At 66.9% G+C, this 15522-nt stretch carries 9 protein-coding genes; all 9 read left to right on the top strand.

Annotation, left to right across the window (positions count from 1 at the left end; all coding sequences use genetic code 11):
* The first annotated feature begins 45 nt into the window (after window positions 1–45).
* The 9 genes from rplJ (at window position 46) to tuf (ending at window position 15421) form a co-directional block, all read left to right on the top strand.
* Window positions 46–567 (top strand): 50S ribosomal protein L10, encoded by a 522-nt coding sequence (rplJ, locus tag ABEA62_RS07050; protein ID WP_286214954.1) that lies wholly within the window; start codon window positions 46–48, stop codon window positions 565–567.
* A gap of 57 nt (window positions 568–624) precedes the next feature.
* Entirely contained in the window at window positions 625–1008 is a 384-nt protein-coding gene (gene rplL, locus ABEA62_RS07045; RefSeq protein ID WP_286214955.1) for a 50S ribosomal protein L7/L12, read from the top strand.
* 153 nt (window positions 1009–1161) lie between these two features.
* Entirely contained in the window at window positions 1162–3243 is a 2082-nt protein-coding gene (locus ABEA62_RS07040) for an acyltransferase family protein (protein WP_345379321.1), read from the top strand.
* A 253-nt stretch (window positions 3244–3496) separates the two neighbouring features.
* Entirely contained in the window at window positions 3497–6970 is a 3474-nt protein-coding gene (rpoB, locus tag ABEA62_RS07035) for a DNA-directed RNA polymerase subunit beta (protein WP_345379319.1), read from the top strand.
* Between the two features lie 74 nt (window positions 6971–7044).
* On the top strand, window positions 7045–10917 hold the full coding sequence (locus ABEA62_RS07030) for a DNA-directed RNA polymerase subunit beta' (protein WP_286214958.1): 3873 nt from the start codon (window positions 7045–7047) through the stop codon (window positions 10915–10917).
* 199 nt (window positions 10918–11116) lie between these two features.
* On the top strand, window positions 11117–11491 hold the full coding sequence (gene rpsL, locus ABEA62_RS07025; RefSeq protein ID WP_042213193.1) for a 30S ribosomal protein S12: 375 nt from the start codon (window positions 11117–11119) through the stop codon (window positions 11489–11491).
* Window positions 11491–11961: a 30S ribosomal protein S7 gene (rpsG, locus tag ABEA62_RS07020; RefSeq protein WP_286214961.1), complete on the top strand. Its 471-nt coding sequence runs from the start codon at window positions 11491–11493 to the stop codon at window positions 11959–11961. The genes rpsL and rpsG overlap by 1 nt, the downstream gene beginning before the upstream one ends.
* Before the next feature lie 36 nt (window positions 11962–11997).
* Window positions 11998–14112, top strand: a complete 2115-nt coding sequence (fusA, locus tag ABEA62_RS07015; RefSeq protein WP_286214962.1) for an elongation factor G — start codon at window positions 11998–12000, stop codon at window positions 14110–14112.
* Between the two features lie 118 nt (window positions 14113–14230).
* Window positions 14231–15421: an elongation factor Tu gene (gene tuf / locus ABEA62_RS07010; RefSeq protein ID WP_286214964.1), complete on the top strand. Its 1191-nt coding sequence runs from the start codon at window positions 14231–14233 to the stop codon at window positions 15419–15421.
* Window positions 15422–15522 lie beyond the last annotated feature (101 nt).

The raw sequence follows: 15522 nt of genomic DNA, 5'->3' as shown, positions 1-15522 counted from the left end.
TCGTGTCCGGGGCGGGTGCGGTGGTCATCCGAAGGAAGGACAAACATGGCGACGCCAGACAAGGTGAACGCTGTTGCGGAGATCGCGGACCAGTTCCGCAACTCCTCGGCGGTGCTGATCACCGAGTACCGCGGCCTCTCCGTCCCGCAGCTCGCAAAGCTGCGCGGTGAGCTCCGTGGCGCCGCGACCTACAAGGTCGCGAAGAACACTCTGACGGCGCTCGCGGCCAAGGACGCCGGTGTGGAGGGTCTCGACGACCTTCTCGTCGGCCCCACGGCCATCGCTTTCGTCACCGGTGACCCGGTGGAGGCTGCGAAGGGTCTTAAGGCTTTTGCCAAGCAGAACGACAAGCTCGTCATCAAGGGCGGCGTTCTCGAGGGCAAGATCATCTCTGCGGATGATGTCAACAAGCTGGCGGACCTCGAGTCCCGCGAGGTTCTGCTTGCCAAGGCTGCCGGCGCCATGAAGGCGTCGCTCTTTGGTGCTGCATACCTGTTCCAGGCACCGCTTGCTCAGGCAGCGCGCGCCGTCGACGCCCTGCGTGCGAAGCAGGAAGACGCGGCCTAACGGTCGCACCCCACCCCATTCATCTGCTTCACGCAGTCAAAGAGTAAGGAAGTCATCATGGCTAAGCTCTCCACCGAGGAGCTCATCGAGCAGTTCAAGCAGCTCTCGCTCATCGAGCTGTCCGAGTTCGTCAAGGCGTTCGAGGAGACCTTCGAGGTCACCGCCGCCGCGCCGGTCGCCGTTGCCGCCGCTGCCCCCGCCGCCGAGGCCGCCGCCGAGGTCGAGGAGAAGGACGCGTTTGACGTCTTCCTCGCCGCCGTTGGCGACAAGAAGATCCAGGTCATCAAGGAGGTCCGCGCACTGACCGGACTCGGCCTGGGCGAGGCCAAGGCGCTCGTGGACGAGGCCCCGAAGGTGGTCCTCGAGGGCGCCAAGAAGGACGACGCCGAGAAGGCCAAGGCTCAGCTCGAGGCTGCCGGCGCCACCGTCGAGCTCAAGTAACACGGCTCGCAGAGACGGGGTCGGGTCCGCAAGGGCCCGGCCCCGTTTCGCTGATTCTGGGGGACGATGCGCCCGCGTGCCCACGCACGGGGCGGGGCAAGGAGAAGGGTGAGGCGTGTGACAATGACGGGCGTGGTAGCGACACCTCCCGCAGTGACCCCGCGGCATGCGCGAGGCCGCGTGCGACCCACGGGCACGCCGGCCGATCGCTTCCGGCCGGACATCCAGGCGCTGCGCGCCCTGGCCGTCACCCTCGTGGTGGTCTATCACCTGTGGCCCACCCGGCTCACGGGCGGCTACGTCGGCGTCGACGTCTTCTTTGTCATCAGCGGCTACCTCATCACGTCCCACATGTGGCGCGAGGCGGTCGAGACCGGGGGCATCCGCCTGGGCAGGTTCTGGGCCCGCCGCGCCCGCCGCCTGCTGCCCTCTGCCCTCACGGTGTTGCTGGTCACGGCCGTCGCGAGCATCTGGCTCCTGCCCGCCGCCACCGTGGGTTCCTCCCTCAAGGAGATCCTCGCATCGGTGTTCTACGGCGAGAACTGGTTCCTCGCCGCCTCGTCCGTCGACTATCAGGCCGCGGAGTCCGCCGCCTCGCCCGTGCGCCACTACTGGTCGCTCTCGGTCGAGGAGCAGTTCTATGTGATGCTCCCGCTGCTTCTGGTCGGCGCCATCTGGTTCGCGCGCCGTGCGCGCCTGCCTCACCGCAGGGTCGTGATGGGCGTCATCGTCTCGGCGGCTCTCGCGTCGTTCGGCTACGGGCTGTGGCTCACCGCGGTGTCGCCCGCCGCCTACTTCTCCACCTTCACGCGCCTGTGGGAGTTCGCCTTTGGCGCGGTGGTGGCCATCGCGGTGGGACGAGTCTCGGGGCGCCCGTGGATCGCGGCGCTCGGGCTCGTGCTCATCGTCGGCTCGGCCGTGGCCTTCGACGCCGCGACTCCCTTCCCTGGCTATCACGCGCTCGTTCCCGTCGTGGGGACGGCCCTTGTCCTCGTCGGCGGCAGCGGCACCTTTGTCGACCGCGTGGGACTCTGGCGACCCGTCGCCCACGTGGGGCGCACGTCGTATGCGATCTACCTGTGGCACTGGCCTCTGATCGTGCTCGCCCCGGCGCTACTCGGCGAGGAGCCCGGCCGGCTCGACAAGCTCGCGATCGCGGCGATCACCGTGGTGCTCGCGACGGCCACGACCCTGCTCATCGAGGACCCGGTTCGCTTCTCGCCTCGCCTCTTGGCCGGACGCTCGCCCCGCGCCGTCGCGGCATGGTCGCTGGCAGGCATGGCGACGGTGACGCTCGTGGTGGTGGCCGGCATGCTGGCGGCCGATGCCAGGGCCGAGCGTGAGCGCGAGCGGGCCGACGAGCTCGCCGCGCGACTCGAGGCGTGCCTCGGCGCGGGGTCACTGCTGCCGGGGATCGAGTGCCCGCCGCCAGCGGGCGAGCCGGTCTTTGTCCCCGCGCTTGCCGACCTCGAGGACGACTCAGGCAACCGCCCCGAGTGCTGGGCTGGCCTCGAGGACCCGAACTTCCACCAGTGCACGGTCGGGCGCCCCGGCGCGACCGGCGAGCGCTTCCTCGTGCTGGGAGACTCGCACTCCAACGCGCTGCTCGCGGCGTACGACTCGTTGGGCCGCACCACGGATTGGACGTTCGACATCGCGGGACACGCGGGGTGCTATCCGACTACCCGCACGCTCCACGGTCCCGGAACCGTGAGGGACGCGTGCACCGAATGGCGCGAGGCCGCACTCGACGCGATCGAGGGCGCGCACGACTACGACGCGATCATCGTGACCAGGCGCCACCTTGACGAGCCCGACGCCGAGCGACGCGAGCGCGACGTCGAGGCGCTCGTGGAGGCGTGGAACCTTGCGCCCGAGGGGGTGCCGGTGCTGGTGCTGCCTGACAATCCCCGCATGGATCGCGACTTCGTCGCGTGCCTCGAGAGCGAGGGGCCGCAGCGCGCGCACGTGTGCGGCGCGCCCGTCGCCGACGCCCTCCCGCCCGACCTGCTCCGGGACGCCGCGGAGCAGGCGCGAGATGCGCGGGTCGTCGACCTTACGCCGGCGTACTGCGCCGACGGGCAGTGCTCGCCCGTGATCGGCTCGGTGATCGTCTACCGCCCCGACGGCCACCACGTCAGCGCGACCTATGCGGCGACAGTGGCGCCGTTCCTCGAGCGGGGGATCGAGGCGGCTCTCGCCGGTCGCGATGCCACAGCGCAGGCGGCGCAGTAGCGATTGGTGGCGAGGCGTGGGCGCGATGCCAGGGTCTCATCTCGGCCAAGCCCGGCGTGTCGACTGGCGCTGCTCCGCCGGCATTGGACAAACCCCGCGGCCGGCGGTAGTCTAGCGACTTGCGCTGTCTATTGCCCTGCCCTCACATGCCTACCCGGCGTGCGTCCGCTCGTAGCGGGTTTCGCCCCGGGGTCCGGTGGAGCCGCGGCTAGGCATCGTGGTCACGCACGATCATAAAGGGAAGGAACCACCCTTGGCTGCCTCGCGCACCGATTCCGCCGTCCTCAACCGTTCAGCATCGCGCCGTATCTCATTCGCCCAGATCCACGAGCCGATCGAGGTCCCTAACCTCATCGCCCTGCAGACCGAGAGCTTCGACTGGCTCCTCGGCAACCAGGCGTGGAAGGCGCGGGTCGAGGCGGCGAAGAAGGACGGTCGCAACGACGTCCCCGAGATTGCGGGCCTGCAGGAGATCTTCGAGGAGATCTCCCCGATCGAGGACTTCGGACAGACCATGTCGCTGTCCTTCTCGGACCCGTACTTCGAGGAGCCTCGCTACACCCCCGAGGAGTGCAAGGAGAAGGACTTCACCTTCGCCGCGCAGCTCTTCGTCACGGCCGAGTTCATGAACAACACCACCGGCGAGATCAAGTCGCAGACGGTGTTCATGGGCGACTTCCCGCTGATGTCCCCTCGCGGCACCTTCATCGTCAACGGCACCGAGCGCGTCGTGGTCTCGCAGCTCGTCCGTTCGCCTGGCGTGTACTTCGAGCGCACCCCCGACAAGACGTCCGACAAGGACATCTTCACCGCGAAGGTGATCCCCTCGCGTGGCGCGTGGCTCGAGTTTGAGATCGACAAGCGCGACGCCGTCGGCGTCCGCGTCGACCGCAAGCGCAAGCAGCCTGTGACGCTGTTCCTCAAGGCGCTCGGCATGACCGACGACCAGATCGCCGAGGAGTTCGCGCAGTTCCCCGCGGTCCTCGAGACTCTCGCCAAGGACACCGTGCACGCTCACGAGGAGGCGCTAGTCGACCTCTACCGCAAGCTGCGCCCGGGAGAGCCCCCCACGGTCGAGGCGGGCCAGAACTTGCTCGACAACTTCTACTTCAACCCCAAGCGCTACGACCTCGCCAAGGTGGGTCGCTTCAAGCTCAACAAGAAGCTGGGGCTGGGCAAGGAGCTGGGCGACTCGGTGCTGGGTCTCGACGACATCGTCGCGACGATCAAGTACATCGCGGCCGCCCACGCCGGCATCTCGACGCTGGACGGCGCCACGGGCGATGTGCGCGTCGAGACCGACGACATCGACCACTTCGGCAACCGTCGCATCCGCGCGGTGGGCGAGCTCATCCAGAACCAGATCCGCACCGGGCTGTCCCGCATGGAGCGCGTCGTCCGCGAGCGCATGACCACGCAGGACGTCGAGGCGATCACGCCGCAGACGCTCATCAACACGCGTCCTGTGGTCGCCGCGATCCGCGAGTTCTTCGGCACCTCGCAGCTGTCGCAGTTCATGGACCAGAACAACCCGCTCGCGGGCCTGACCCACAAGCGTCGCCTGTCGGCGCTGGGCCCCGGCGGTCTCTCGCGCGACCGCGCTGGCATGGAGGTCCGTGACGTCCACCCGTCGCACTACGGCCGCATGTGCCCGATCGAGACCCCTGAGGGTCCGAACATCGGCCTCATCGGCTCGCTCGCGTCGTTCGGTCGCATCAACCCGCTCGGCTTCGTCGAGACCCCGTACCGCAAGGTCGTCAAGGGCGTCGTGACCGCCCAGGTCGACTACCTCACGGCGGACGACGAAGATCACTTCGTGATCGCGCAGGCGAACGCTGAGCTTGCCGACGACGGCCGCTTCGTCGAGGACCGCGTGCTCGTCCGTGGTCGCGGCGGCGAGGTCGAGTTCGTCGCCCGCGAGGCCGTGGACTACATGGACGTGTCGCCGCGCCAGATGGTGTCGGTCGCGACCGCGCTGATCCCGTTCCTCGAGCACGACGACGCCAACCGCGCGCTCATGGGCGCCAACATGCAGCGCCAGGCCGTGCCGCTGGTGCGTTCCGAGGCACCGCTGGTCGGCACCGGCATGGAGCGCCGCGCGGCGATCGACGCCGGCGACGTCGTCATCGCGACCAAGGAGGGCGTGGTCACCGAGGTCAGCTCGGACCTCGTCACCGTTGCGAACGACGACGGCACGACCGGCTCGTACCGCATCGCGAAGTTCCAGCGCTCCAACCAGGGCACCTCGTACAACCAGCGTGTCGTGGTGGACGAGGGCGACCGCGTGGTCGTGGGCTCGGTCATCGCCGATGGTCCCGCCACCGACAACGGCGACCTCGCGCTCGGACGCAACCTGCTGGTCGCGTTCATGTGCTGGGAGGGTCACAACTACGAGGACGCGATCATCCTGTCGCAGCGCCTCGTGCAGGACGACGTCCTCAGCTCGATTCACATCGAGGAGCACGAGGTCGACGCCCGCGACACGAAGCTCGGCCCCGAGGAGATCACGCGCGACATCCCGAACGCGTCGGAGGAGGCCCTGGCCGACCTCGACGAGCGCGGAATCGTGCGCATCGGTGCGGAGGTCCGCGCCGGTGACATCCTGGTCGGCAAGGTCACGCCCAAGGGCGAGACCGAGCTCACGCCCGAGGAGCGCCTGCTCCGCGCGATCTTCGGCGAGAAGGCGCGCGAGGTGCGCGACACCTCGCTCAAGGTTCCCCACGGCGAGTCCGGCACCGTCATCGGCGTCCGCGTGTTCACCGAGGAGGACGGCGACGATCTCCCCGCTGGCGTGAACCAGCTGGTGCGTGTCTACATCGCGCAGCGCCGCAAGATCCAGGAGGGCGACAAGCTCGCCGGCCGTCACGGCAACAAGGGCGTCATCTCGACGATCCTGCCCGTCGAGGACATGCCGTTCCTCGAGGACGGCACGCCAGTCGACGTGATCCTCAACCCGCTGGGTGTTCCCGGCCGCATGAACGTCGGTCAGGTCCTCGAGACCCACACCGGCTGGCTTGCGAAGAACGGGTGGGACGCGTCCGAGGCCACGGGCGAGTGGACCAAGCACCTGCCCGCGAACGCCGTGAAGTCGGAGCCGGGCACCCCGGTCGCGACGCCGGTGTTCGACGGACTCCGGGAGGACGTCCTCGGCGGACTTCGCACGGTGGTCAACCCCAACCGCGACGGCGTCCGCCTCGTGGATGAGGAGGGCAAGGCGCGCCTGTACGACGGCCGTTCCGGCGAGCCGTTCCCCGAGCCGATCGCGGTGGGCTACAAGTACATCCTCAAGCTCCACCACCTGGTCGACGACAAGATCCACGCGCGTTCGACCGGTCCTTACTCGATGATCACGCAGCAGCCGCTGGGCGGTAAGGCTCAGTTCGGTGGCCAGCGATTCGGCGAGATGGAGGTGTGGGCCCTCGAGGCGTACGGCGCTGCCTACGCGCTGCAGGAGCTGCTCACCATCAAGTCCGATGACGTGGCCGGCCGCGTCAAGGTCTACGAGGCGATCGTCAAGGGTCAGAACATCCCGGAGCCGGGCTTGCCCGAGTCGTTCCGCGTGCTCATGAAGGAGATGCAGTCGCTCTGCCTCAACGTGGAGGTCCTCAACCACGAGGGCCACGTCATCGAGATGCGTGAGACCGACGACGACGCCTACCAGGCCGCCGAGTCGCTCGGCATCTCCCTGTCCAGCCGCCCCGATGCCTCCAGCGTCGACGAGATCTAACGAGCCTCGCGCTCACTCCATACAGAAGAAGTTTTTCGGTGCCGGCCTCTGGCCGGAGTTAAGGAAGTAGAACCTTGCTCGACGTGAACGAGTTTGGCGATCTGCGCATCGGCCTGGCCACGGCGGAGGACATCCGCAACTGGTCGCACGGTGAGGTGAAGAAGCCCGAGACGATCAACTACCGCACGCTCAAGCCCGAGAAGGACGGCCTGTTCTGCGAGAAGATCTTCGGCCCCACCCGCGACTGGGAGTGCGGCTGTGGCAAGTACAAGCGTGTCCGCTACCGCGGCATCGTCTGTGAGCGCTGCGGCGTCGAGGTGACGCGCTCGAAGGTCCGCCGTGAGCGGATGGGCCACATCGAGCTCGCCGCCCCCGTCACCCACATCTGGTACTTCAAGGGCGTCCCGTCGCGCCTGGGGTACCTGCTTGACCTCGCCCCGAAGGACCTCGAGAAGGTCATCTACTTCGCGGCGTACATGGTCACCGAGGTCGACATCGACGGCCGTCACGAGGACCTTCCGCAGCTCCGCAACGAGCTCGAGAAGGAGAAGAAGTCGATCGCCAACCAGCGCGACGTCGACATCAACACCCGTGCGGAGAAGCTCGAGAAGGACCTCGCCGAGCTCGAGGCGGAGGGTGCCAAGTCCGACGTCAAGCGCAAGGTCAAGGACGGCGCGGAGCGCGAGATGGCCAACATCCGCAAGCGTGCCGATGCCGAGATCGAGCGTCTCGACGCGATCTTCGACCGCTTCGCCGGCCTCAAGGTTCAGGACCTCGAGGGCGACGAGATGCTCTACCGCGAGATGTCGCGTCGCTACGGCTCGTACTTCAAGGGCTCGATGGGTGCGGAGGCGATCCAGAAGCGCCTCCAGACCTTCGACCTTGACGCCGAGGCCGAGAAGCTGCGCGAGATCATCGCGACCGGCAAGGGGCAGCGCAAGACCCGGGCCCTCAAGCGCCTCAAGGTGGTCAACGCGTTCCTCACGACCACCAACTCGCCCGAGGGCATGGTGCTCGACTGCGTCCCGGTCATCCCGCCGGACCTGCGTCCGATGGTGCAGCTGGACGGTGGCCGCTTCGCGACCTCCGACCTCAACGACCTGTACCGCCGCGTGATCAACCGCAACAACCGCCTCAAGCGACTGCTGGATCTGGGCGCGCCCGAGATCATCGTGAACAACGAGAAGCGCATGCTGCAGGAGGCCGTCGACTCGCTGTTCGACAACGGCCGTCGTGGCCGCCCCGTCACGGGTCCCGGCAACCGTCCCCTGAAGTCCATCTCGGACATGCTCAAGGGCAAGCAGGGACGTTTCCGCCAGAACCTGCTGGGCAAGCGCGTCGACTACTCGGGCCGTTCGGTCATCGTGGTGGGCCCGACCCTCAAGCTGCACCAGTGCGGCCTGCCCAAGCAGATGGCGCTCGAGCTGTTCAAGCCGTTCGTCATGAAGCGACTCGTCGAGCTCAACCACGCGCAGAACATCAAGTCCGCGAAGCGCATGGTCGAGCGCAGCCGTTCCGAGGTCTGGGACGTGCTCGAGGAGGTCATCCGCGAGCACCCCGTGCTGCTGAACCGCGCGCCGACTCTTCACCGACTGGGCATCCAGGCCTTCGAGCCCCAGCTCGTCGAGGGCAAGGCCATTCACCTGCACCCGCTCGTCTGCGGCGCGTTCAACGCCGACTTCGACGGTGACCAGATGGCCGTGCACCTGCCGCTGTCCGCCGAGGCTCAGGCCGAGGCCCGCGTGCTGATGCTGTCCTCGAACAACATCCTCAAGCCGTCCGACGGTCGCCCGGTGACCATGCCCTCGCAGGACATGATCATCGGCCTCTACCACCTCTCGCTCCTCAAGAAGGGCGAGAAGGGCGAGGGCCTCGTGTTCGGCACGCAGTCGGAGGCCGTCATGGCGTTCGACGGCGGCAGCCTGTCGCTCAACGCGGAGATTCGTCTGCGCGTCGACGGAGACACGGTGCCGCCGGTGGACGTCGAGCTGCCCGAGGGCCACGTCGAGGGCGAGCCCTACATGCTCACCACGACGCTCGGCCGTTCGCTCTTTAACGACCTGCTGCCGGTGACGTACCCGTACGTCAACCGCAACGTCGACAAGAAGGTGCTCGGCGACATCGTCAACACTCTTGCCGAGCGGTACCCGAAGGTCGAGGTTGCCGCCTCGCTCGACGCGCTCAAGGCGGCCGGCTTCCACTGGGCCACGCGCTCGGGCGTGACGATCGCCATCGGCGACGTCGCGACGCCGTCCAACAAGCAGGAGATCCTCGAGCGCTACGAGACCCTCGCCGCCAAGGTGCAGGACCAGTTCGAGACCGGTCTCATCACGGACGACGAGCGCCGCCAGGAGCTCATCGAGATCTGGACCCAGGCGACCAACGAGGTCGACAAGGCCATGCGTGAGTCGTTCCCCGAGCACAACACCGTGCACACCATGGTGGGCTCGGGTGCGCGAGGCAACTGGATGCAGGTGCGCCAGATCGCGGGTATGCGTGGCCTCGTGGCCAACCCGAAGGGCGAGATCATCCCGCGTCCGATCAAGTCGAACTACCGCGAGGGCCTGTCCGTCCTCGAGTACTTCATCGCGACCCACGGTGCCCGTAAGGGTCTCGCCGACACCGCGCTGCGTACCGCGGACTCGGGCTACCTCACGCGTCGCCTCGTCGACGTCTCGCAGGACGTGATCGTCCGCGAGGACGACTGCGGCACCGAGCGCGGCCTGACGATGCCGATCGTCGAGGTCACCGCCGGTGGCGAGAAAGTGCTGCACGAGCGCGTGGCGACCTCGGTGTTCGCTCGCACGCTCGCGGTCGACGTCGAGAACGCCGCCGGCGAGGTCATCGCCAAGGCGGGCTCGGACGTGGGCGACGTGATCATCGACGCGCTCATCGAACAGGGCGTCGAAGAGGTCAAGGTGCGCTCGGTCCTCACCTGCGAGTCCGCCGTGGGAACGTGCGCGCGCTGCTACGGCCGCTCGCTCGCGACCCGCGAGCTCGTCGACATCGGCGAGGCGGTGGGCATCATCGCCGCGCAGTCGATCGGTGAGCCCGGCACGCAGCTGACGATGCGTACGTTCCACACCGGTGGTGTGGCATCGGCCGACGACATCACGCAGGGTCTGCCGCGTGTCCAGGAGCTCTTCGAGGCCCGTACCCCCAAGGGTGAGGCCCCGATCTCCGAGGTCACCGGCACGCTCAAGGTGGACGACTCGGAGGCGACGCGCCGCTTGGTCATCACCCCCGACAACGGCGACGAGGTCATCGAGTACCCCGTCACCAAGCGTTCGCGCCTGCTCGTGCAGGACGGCGAGCACGTGGTCGTGGGCCAGCAGCTCGTGGCCGGTGCGGTCGATCCCAAGAACGTGTTGCGCATTCTCGGCCCCCGCGCCACCCAGAAGCACCTGGTGGACGAGGTCCAGAACGTGTACCGCTCGCAGGGTGTGGAGATCCACGACAAGCACATCGAGGTCATCGTTCGCCAGATGCTGCGCCGCGTGACGGTGCTCGACTCGGGCGACACGAACCTGCTGCCCGGCGAGCTCGCCGAGCGCAGCCGCTTCGAGAACGCGAACCGCGAGACCGTGACCGCGGGCGGCAAGCCCGCCTCCGCGCGTCCCGAGCTCATGGGAATCACGAAGGCGTCGCTCGCGACGGAGTCGTGGCTCTCGGCGGCCTCCTTCCAGGAGACCACGCGCGTCCTCACGGAGGCCGCGATGTCCGGAAAGTCGGACTCGCTGCTGGGCCTCAAGGAGAACGTCATCATCGGAAAGCTCATCCCCGCTGGTACGGGCCTCGCCCAGTACCGCACGGCGACGGTCGAGCCCACCGAGGAGGCGAAGGCCAACCTGTTCCCGACCTTCGGCTACGAGGAATGGGACGGGCAGTTCTTCGGCGAGGGCACGGGTCAGGCCGTCCCGCTGGAGGAGTTCGACACTCGCGACTGACTCATGACGGGGCCGGCGGGCAGAATCCGCTTTTGACGGCGGCGCGGAGCGCAGGTATCTTAGATGCTTGTGCCCGCGTCGCCGGGCCCCCGAGTCGCGCCTCAAGGTGCGACACCCGATGGAACGACACGCCCGGGCGCGGGGGTCGGGCCGACACGTTAGAGAAGTTTCTCAGAACCGACACAGACACGGAGAAGTAGTGCCTACGATTCAGCAGCTGGTCAGGAAGGGCCGCCACCCCAAGGCGTCCAAGACCAAGACCCCGGCTCTTCAGTCGAGCCCCCAGCGTCGTGGCGTGTGCACGCGCGTCTACACGACCACCCCGAAGAAGCCGAACTCGGCGCTTCGCAAGGTCGCCCGTGTCCGCCTCTCGACCGGCATCGAGGTGACCGCCTACATCCCCGGTGAGGGCCACAACCTCCAGGAGCACTCGATCGTGCTCGTGCGTGGCGGTCGTGTGAAGGACCTCCCCGGTGTCCGCTACAAGATCGTCCGCGGCTCGCTCGACACCCAGGGCGTCAAGAACCGCAAGCAGGCTCGTAGCCGTTACGGCGCGAAGATGGAGAAGAAGTAATGCCTCGCAAGGGACCGGCCCCGAAGCGGCCGATCATCAACGACCCCGTCTACGGCGCCCCGGTCGTGACGCAGCTCATCAACAAGGTCCTGCTCGACGGCAAGAAGTCGACGGCTGAGGCCATCGTGTACGGCGCCCTCGAGGGCGTCCGCGAGAAGTCGGGCCAGGACCCCGTCGTCGTGCTCAAGCGCGCGCTCGACAACATCCGCCCCGCGCTCGAGGTCCGCAGCCGCCGTGTGGGTGGCGCGACGTACCAGGTGCCGGTTGACGTGCGTCCCGTGCGCCAGACCACCCTCGCGCTGCGCTGGCTGGTCGACTTCTCGCGTCAGCGTCGCGAGAAGACCATGACCGAGCGCCTCATGAACGAGATCCTCGACGCATCGAACGGCCTTGGCGCCGCGGTGAAGCGTCGCGAGGACATGCACAAGATGGCCGAGTCGAACAAGGCGTTCGCGCACTACCGCTGGTAGTCGCGGCCCTCGACGGAATCTCAAGGAGAACCACTCGTGGCACAGGACGTGCTGACGGACCTCAAGAAGGTCCGCAACATCGGCATCATGGCGCACATCGACGCCGGCAAGACCACCACCACCGAGCGCATCCTGTTCTACACGGGTGTGAACTACAAGATCGGTGAGACCCACGACGGCGCGTCGACCACCGACTGGATGGAGCAGGAGCAGGAGCGCGGCATCACGATCACGTCTGCCGCCGTGACCTGCTTCTGGAACAACAACCAGATCAACATCATCGACACCCCCGGCCACGTGGACTTCACGGTCGAGGTGGAGCGTTCGCTCCGCGTGCTCGATGGCGCCGTTGCCGTCTTCGACGGCAAGGAGGGTGTCGAGCCGCAGTCCGAGACGGTGTGGCGTCAGGCCGACAAGTACAACGTGCCGCGCATCTGCTTCGTCAACAAGATGGACAAGCTGGGCGCCGACTTCTACTTCACGGTCGACACCATCAAGTCGCGCCTCGGCGCGCGTCCGCTGGTCATCCAGCTGCCGATCGGCGCCGAGAACGACTTCCTCGGCGTGGTCGACCTGGTCCAGATGAAGGCCCTCGTGTGGCCCGGCGACGCCAAGGGCGACGTGACGATGGGTGCCAAGTACGAGGTCACCGACATCCCCGCCGACATGCAGGAGAAGGCCGAGCAGTACCGCGCCGAGCTCCTCGAGACGGTCGCGGAGTCCGACGAGGCCCTCCTCGAGAAGTACTTCGGTGGCGAAGAGCTCACGATCGACGAGATCAAGGGCGCGATTCGCAAGCTCACCGTCTCGTCTGAGCTCTACCCGGTTCTGTGTGGTTCCGCCTTCAAGAACCGTGGCGTTCAGCCGATGCTCGACGCGGTGGTCGACTACCTGCCGGGTCCGCTCGACGTGCCCGCGATTCAGGGCCACGACGTGCGTGACGAGGAGAAGATCGTGGAGCGTCACGCCGACGCCGACGAGCCCTTCGCCGCTCTCGCGTTCAAGGTCGTGTCGCACCCGTTCTTCGGTCGCCTCACGTACGTGCGTGTCTACTCCGGTCGTCTCGACTCCGGCGCTCAGATCGTCAACTCGACGAAGGGCAAGAAGGAGCGCATCGGAAAGCTCTTCCAGATGCACGCCAACAAGGAGAACCCCGTCGAGTCGGTGACCGCCGGCCACATCTACGCGGTGATCGGCCTCAAGGACACCACCACCGGTGACACCCTGTGCGACCCGAACGCGCAGGTCGTGCTCGAGTCGATGACCTTCCCCGAGCCCGTGATTCACGTCGCGGTCGAGCCCAAGACCAAGGGCGACCAGGAGAAGATGTCGATCGCGATCCAGAAGCTCGCCGAGGAGGACCCGACCTTCCGCGTGAAGCTGGACGAGGACACCGGCCAGACCGTCATCTCCGGCATGGGCGAGCTGCACCTGGACATCATCGTCGACCGCATGCGTCGCGAGTTCAAGGTGGACGCAAACGTCGGCAAGCCGCAGGTCGCGTACCGCGAGACCATCCGTGGCAAGGTCGACAAGCACGACTACACCCACAAGAAGCAGACGGGTGGCTCCGGCCAGTTCGCGAAGGTGCAGATCTCGATCGAGCCCCTCGACGCCGACTCCGAGCTCACGTACGAGTTCGTCAACTCGGTCACCGGTGGCCGCGTGCCGCGCGAGTACATCCCGTCGGTGGACGCCGGTATCCAGGACGCCATGAACATCGGCGTGCTCGCGGGCTACCCGATGGTGGGCGTCAAGGCGAGCCTTCTCGACGGCCAGTACCACGACGTCGACTCGTCTGAGATGGCGTTCAAGATTGCTGGTTCGATGGCCTTCAAGGAGGCCGCACGCAAGGCCAACCCGGTCCTGCTCGAGCCCGTGATGGCCGTTGAGGTCCGTACGCCCGAGGACTACATGGGCGAAGTGATCGGCGACCTCAACTCCCGCCGTGGCCAGATCCGTCAGATGTCCGACGCCGCCGGCGTCAAGGTCATCGACTCCCTGGTCCCGCTGTCGGAGATGTTCGGTTACGTCGGCGACCTGCGTTCCAAGACGCAGGGTCGTGCGGTGTACTCGATGACGTTCGACAGCTACGCGGAGGTTCCTCGCAACGTTGCCGAGGAGATCATCGCAAAGACCCGGGGCGAGTAGTCCCACCGGTTGAAGTAGGAAATAATACGACCAGTAGGGATACGCCCCACGATGGCTAGCGCCATCAGCAGTCGGATCCTCTACCCGAGTCTCACAACCCATTCAGGAGGAAGCCACCATGGCTAAGGCCAAGTTCGAGCGGAACAAGCCGCACGTGAACGTCGGCACGATTGGTCACGTCGACCACGGCAAGACCACGCTGACCGCTGCCATCTCGAAGGTCCTGCACGACAAGTACCCGGACCTCAACCCCTTCACGCCGTTCGAGGACATCGACAAGGCTCCCGAGGAGCGCGAGCGCGGTATCACGATCAACATCGCGCACATCGAGTACCAGACCGAGAAGCGCCACTACGCGCACGTCGACGCTCCTGGTCACGCCGACTACATCAAGAACATGATCACCGGTGCCGCTCAGATGGACGGCGCGATCCTCGTGGTCGCGGCGACCGACGGCCCGATGGCGCAGACGCGTGAGCACGTGCTGCTCGCCCGTCAGGTGGGTGTGCCCTACCTGCTCGTCGCGCTGAACAAGTCCGACATGGTCGACGACGAGGAGATCCTCGAGCTCGTCGAGGTCGAGGTGCGCGAGCTCCTCTCCTCGCAGGGCTTCGACGGCGACAACGCACCGGTCGTTCGCGTCTCGGCGCTCAAGGCGCTCGAGGGCGACCCGGAGTGGGTCAAGACCGTTCAGGACCTCATGGACGCGGTGGACGAGAACGTCCCCGAGCCCGTGCGCGACATGGACAAGCCCTTCCTCATGCCGATCGAGGACGTCTTCACGATCACCGGTCGTGGCACCGTCGTCACCGGCAAGGTCGAGCGCGGCAAGCTCAAGATCAACTCGGAGGTCGAGATCCTCGGCATCCGCTCGCCGCAGAAGACCACTGTCACCGGTATCGAGATGTTCCACAAGCAGATGGACGAGGCGTGGGCCGGCGAGAACTGCGGTCTGCTCCTGCGCGGCACCAAGCGTGAGGACGTCGAGCGCGGCCAGGTCGTGGTTGCCCCCGGCACCACCACGCCGCACACGCAGTTCGAGGGCAAGGTCTACATCCTCAACAAGGATGAGGGTGGCCGCCACAACCCCTTCTACACGAACTACCGTCCGCAGTTCTACATCCGCACCACGGACGTGACCGGCGTCATCTCGCTGCCCGAGGGCACCGAGATGGTCATGCCGGGTGACACGACCGAGATGACGGTCGAGCTCATCCAGCCCATCGCCCTCGAAGAGGGACAGGGCTTCGCGATCCGTGAGGGTGGCCGCACCGTCGGCTCGGGCACCGTCACCAAGATCCTCAAGTAGTTCACCACCGATGCGGGGTCTGGCCTTCGGGCCGGGCCCCGCATCGGCGTGTGTGCCATTTGCGCCCCCGGCGCCCATCTGGCACAATGTTCAGGTTGCCT

Origin of the sequence: Demequina sediminis, from assembly GCF_039545075.1 — a bacterium.
Lineage (GTDB): Bacteria > Actinomycetota > Actinomycetes > Actinomycetales > Demequinaceae > Demequina > Demequina sediminis.
This window is presented reverse-complemented; position numbering and strand designations above follow the sequence as displayed.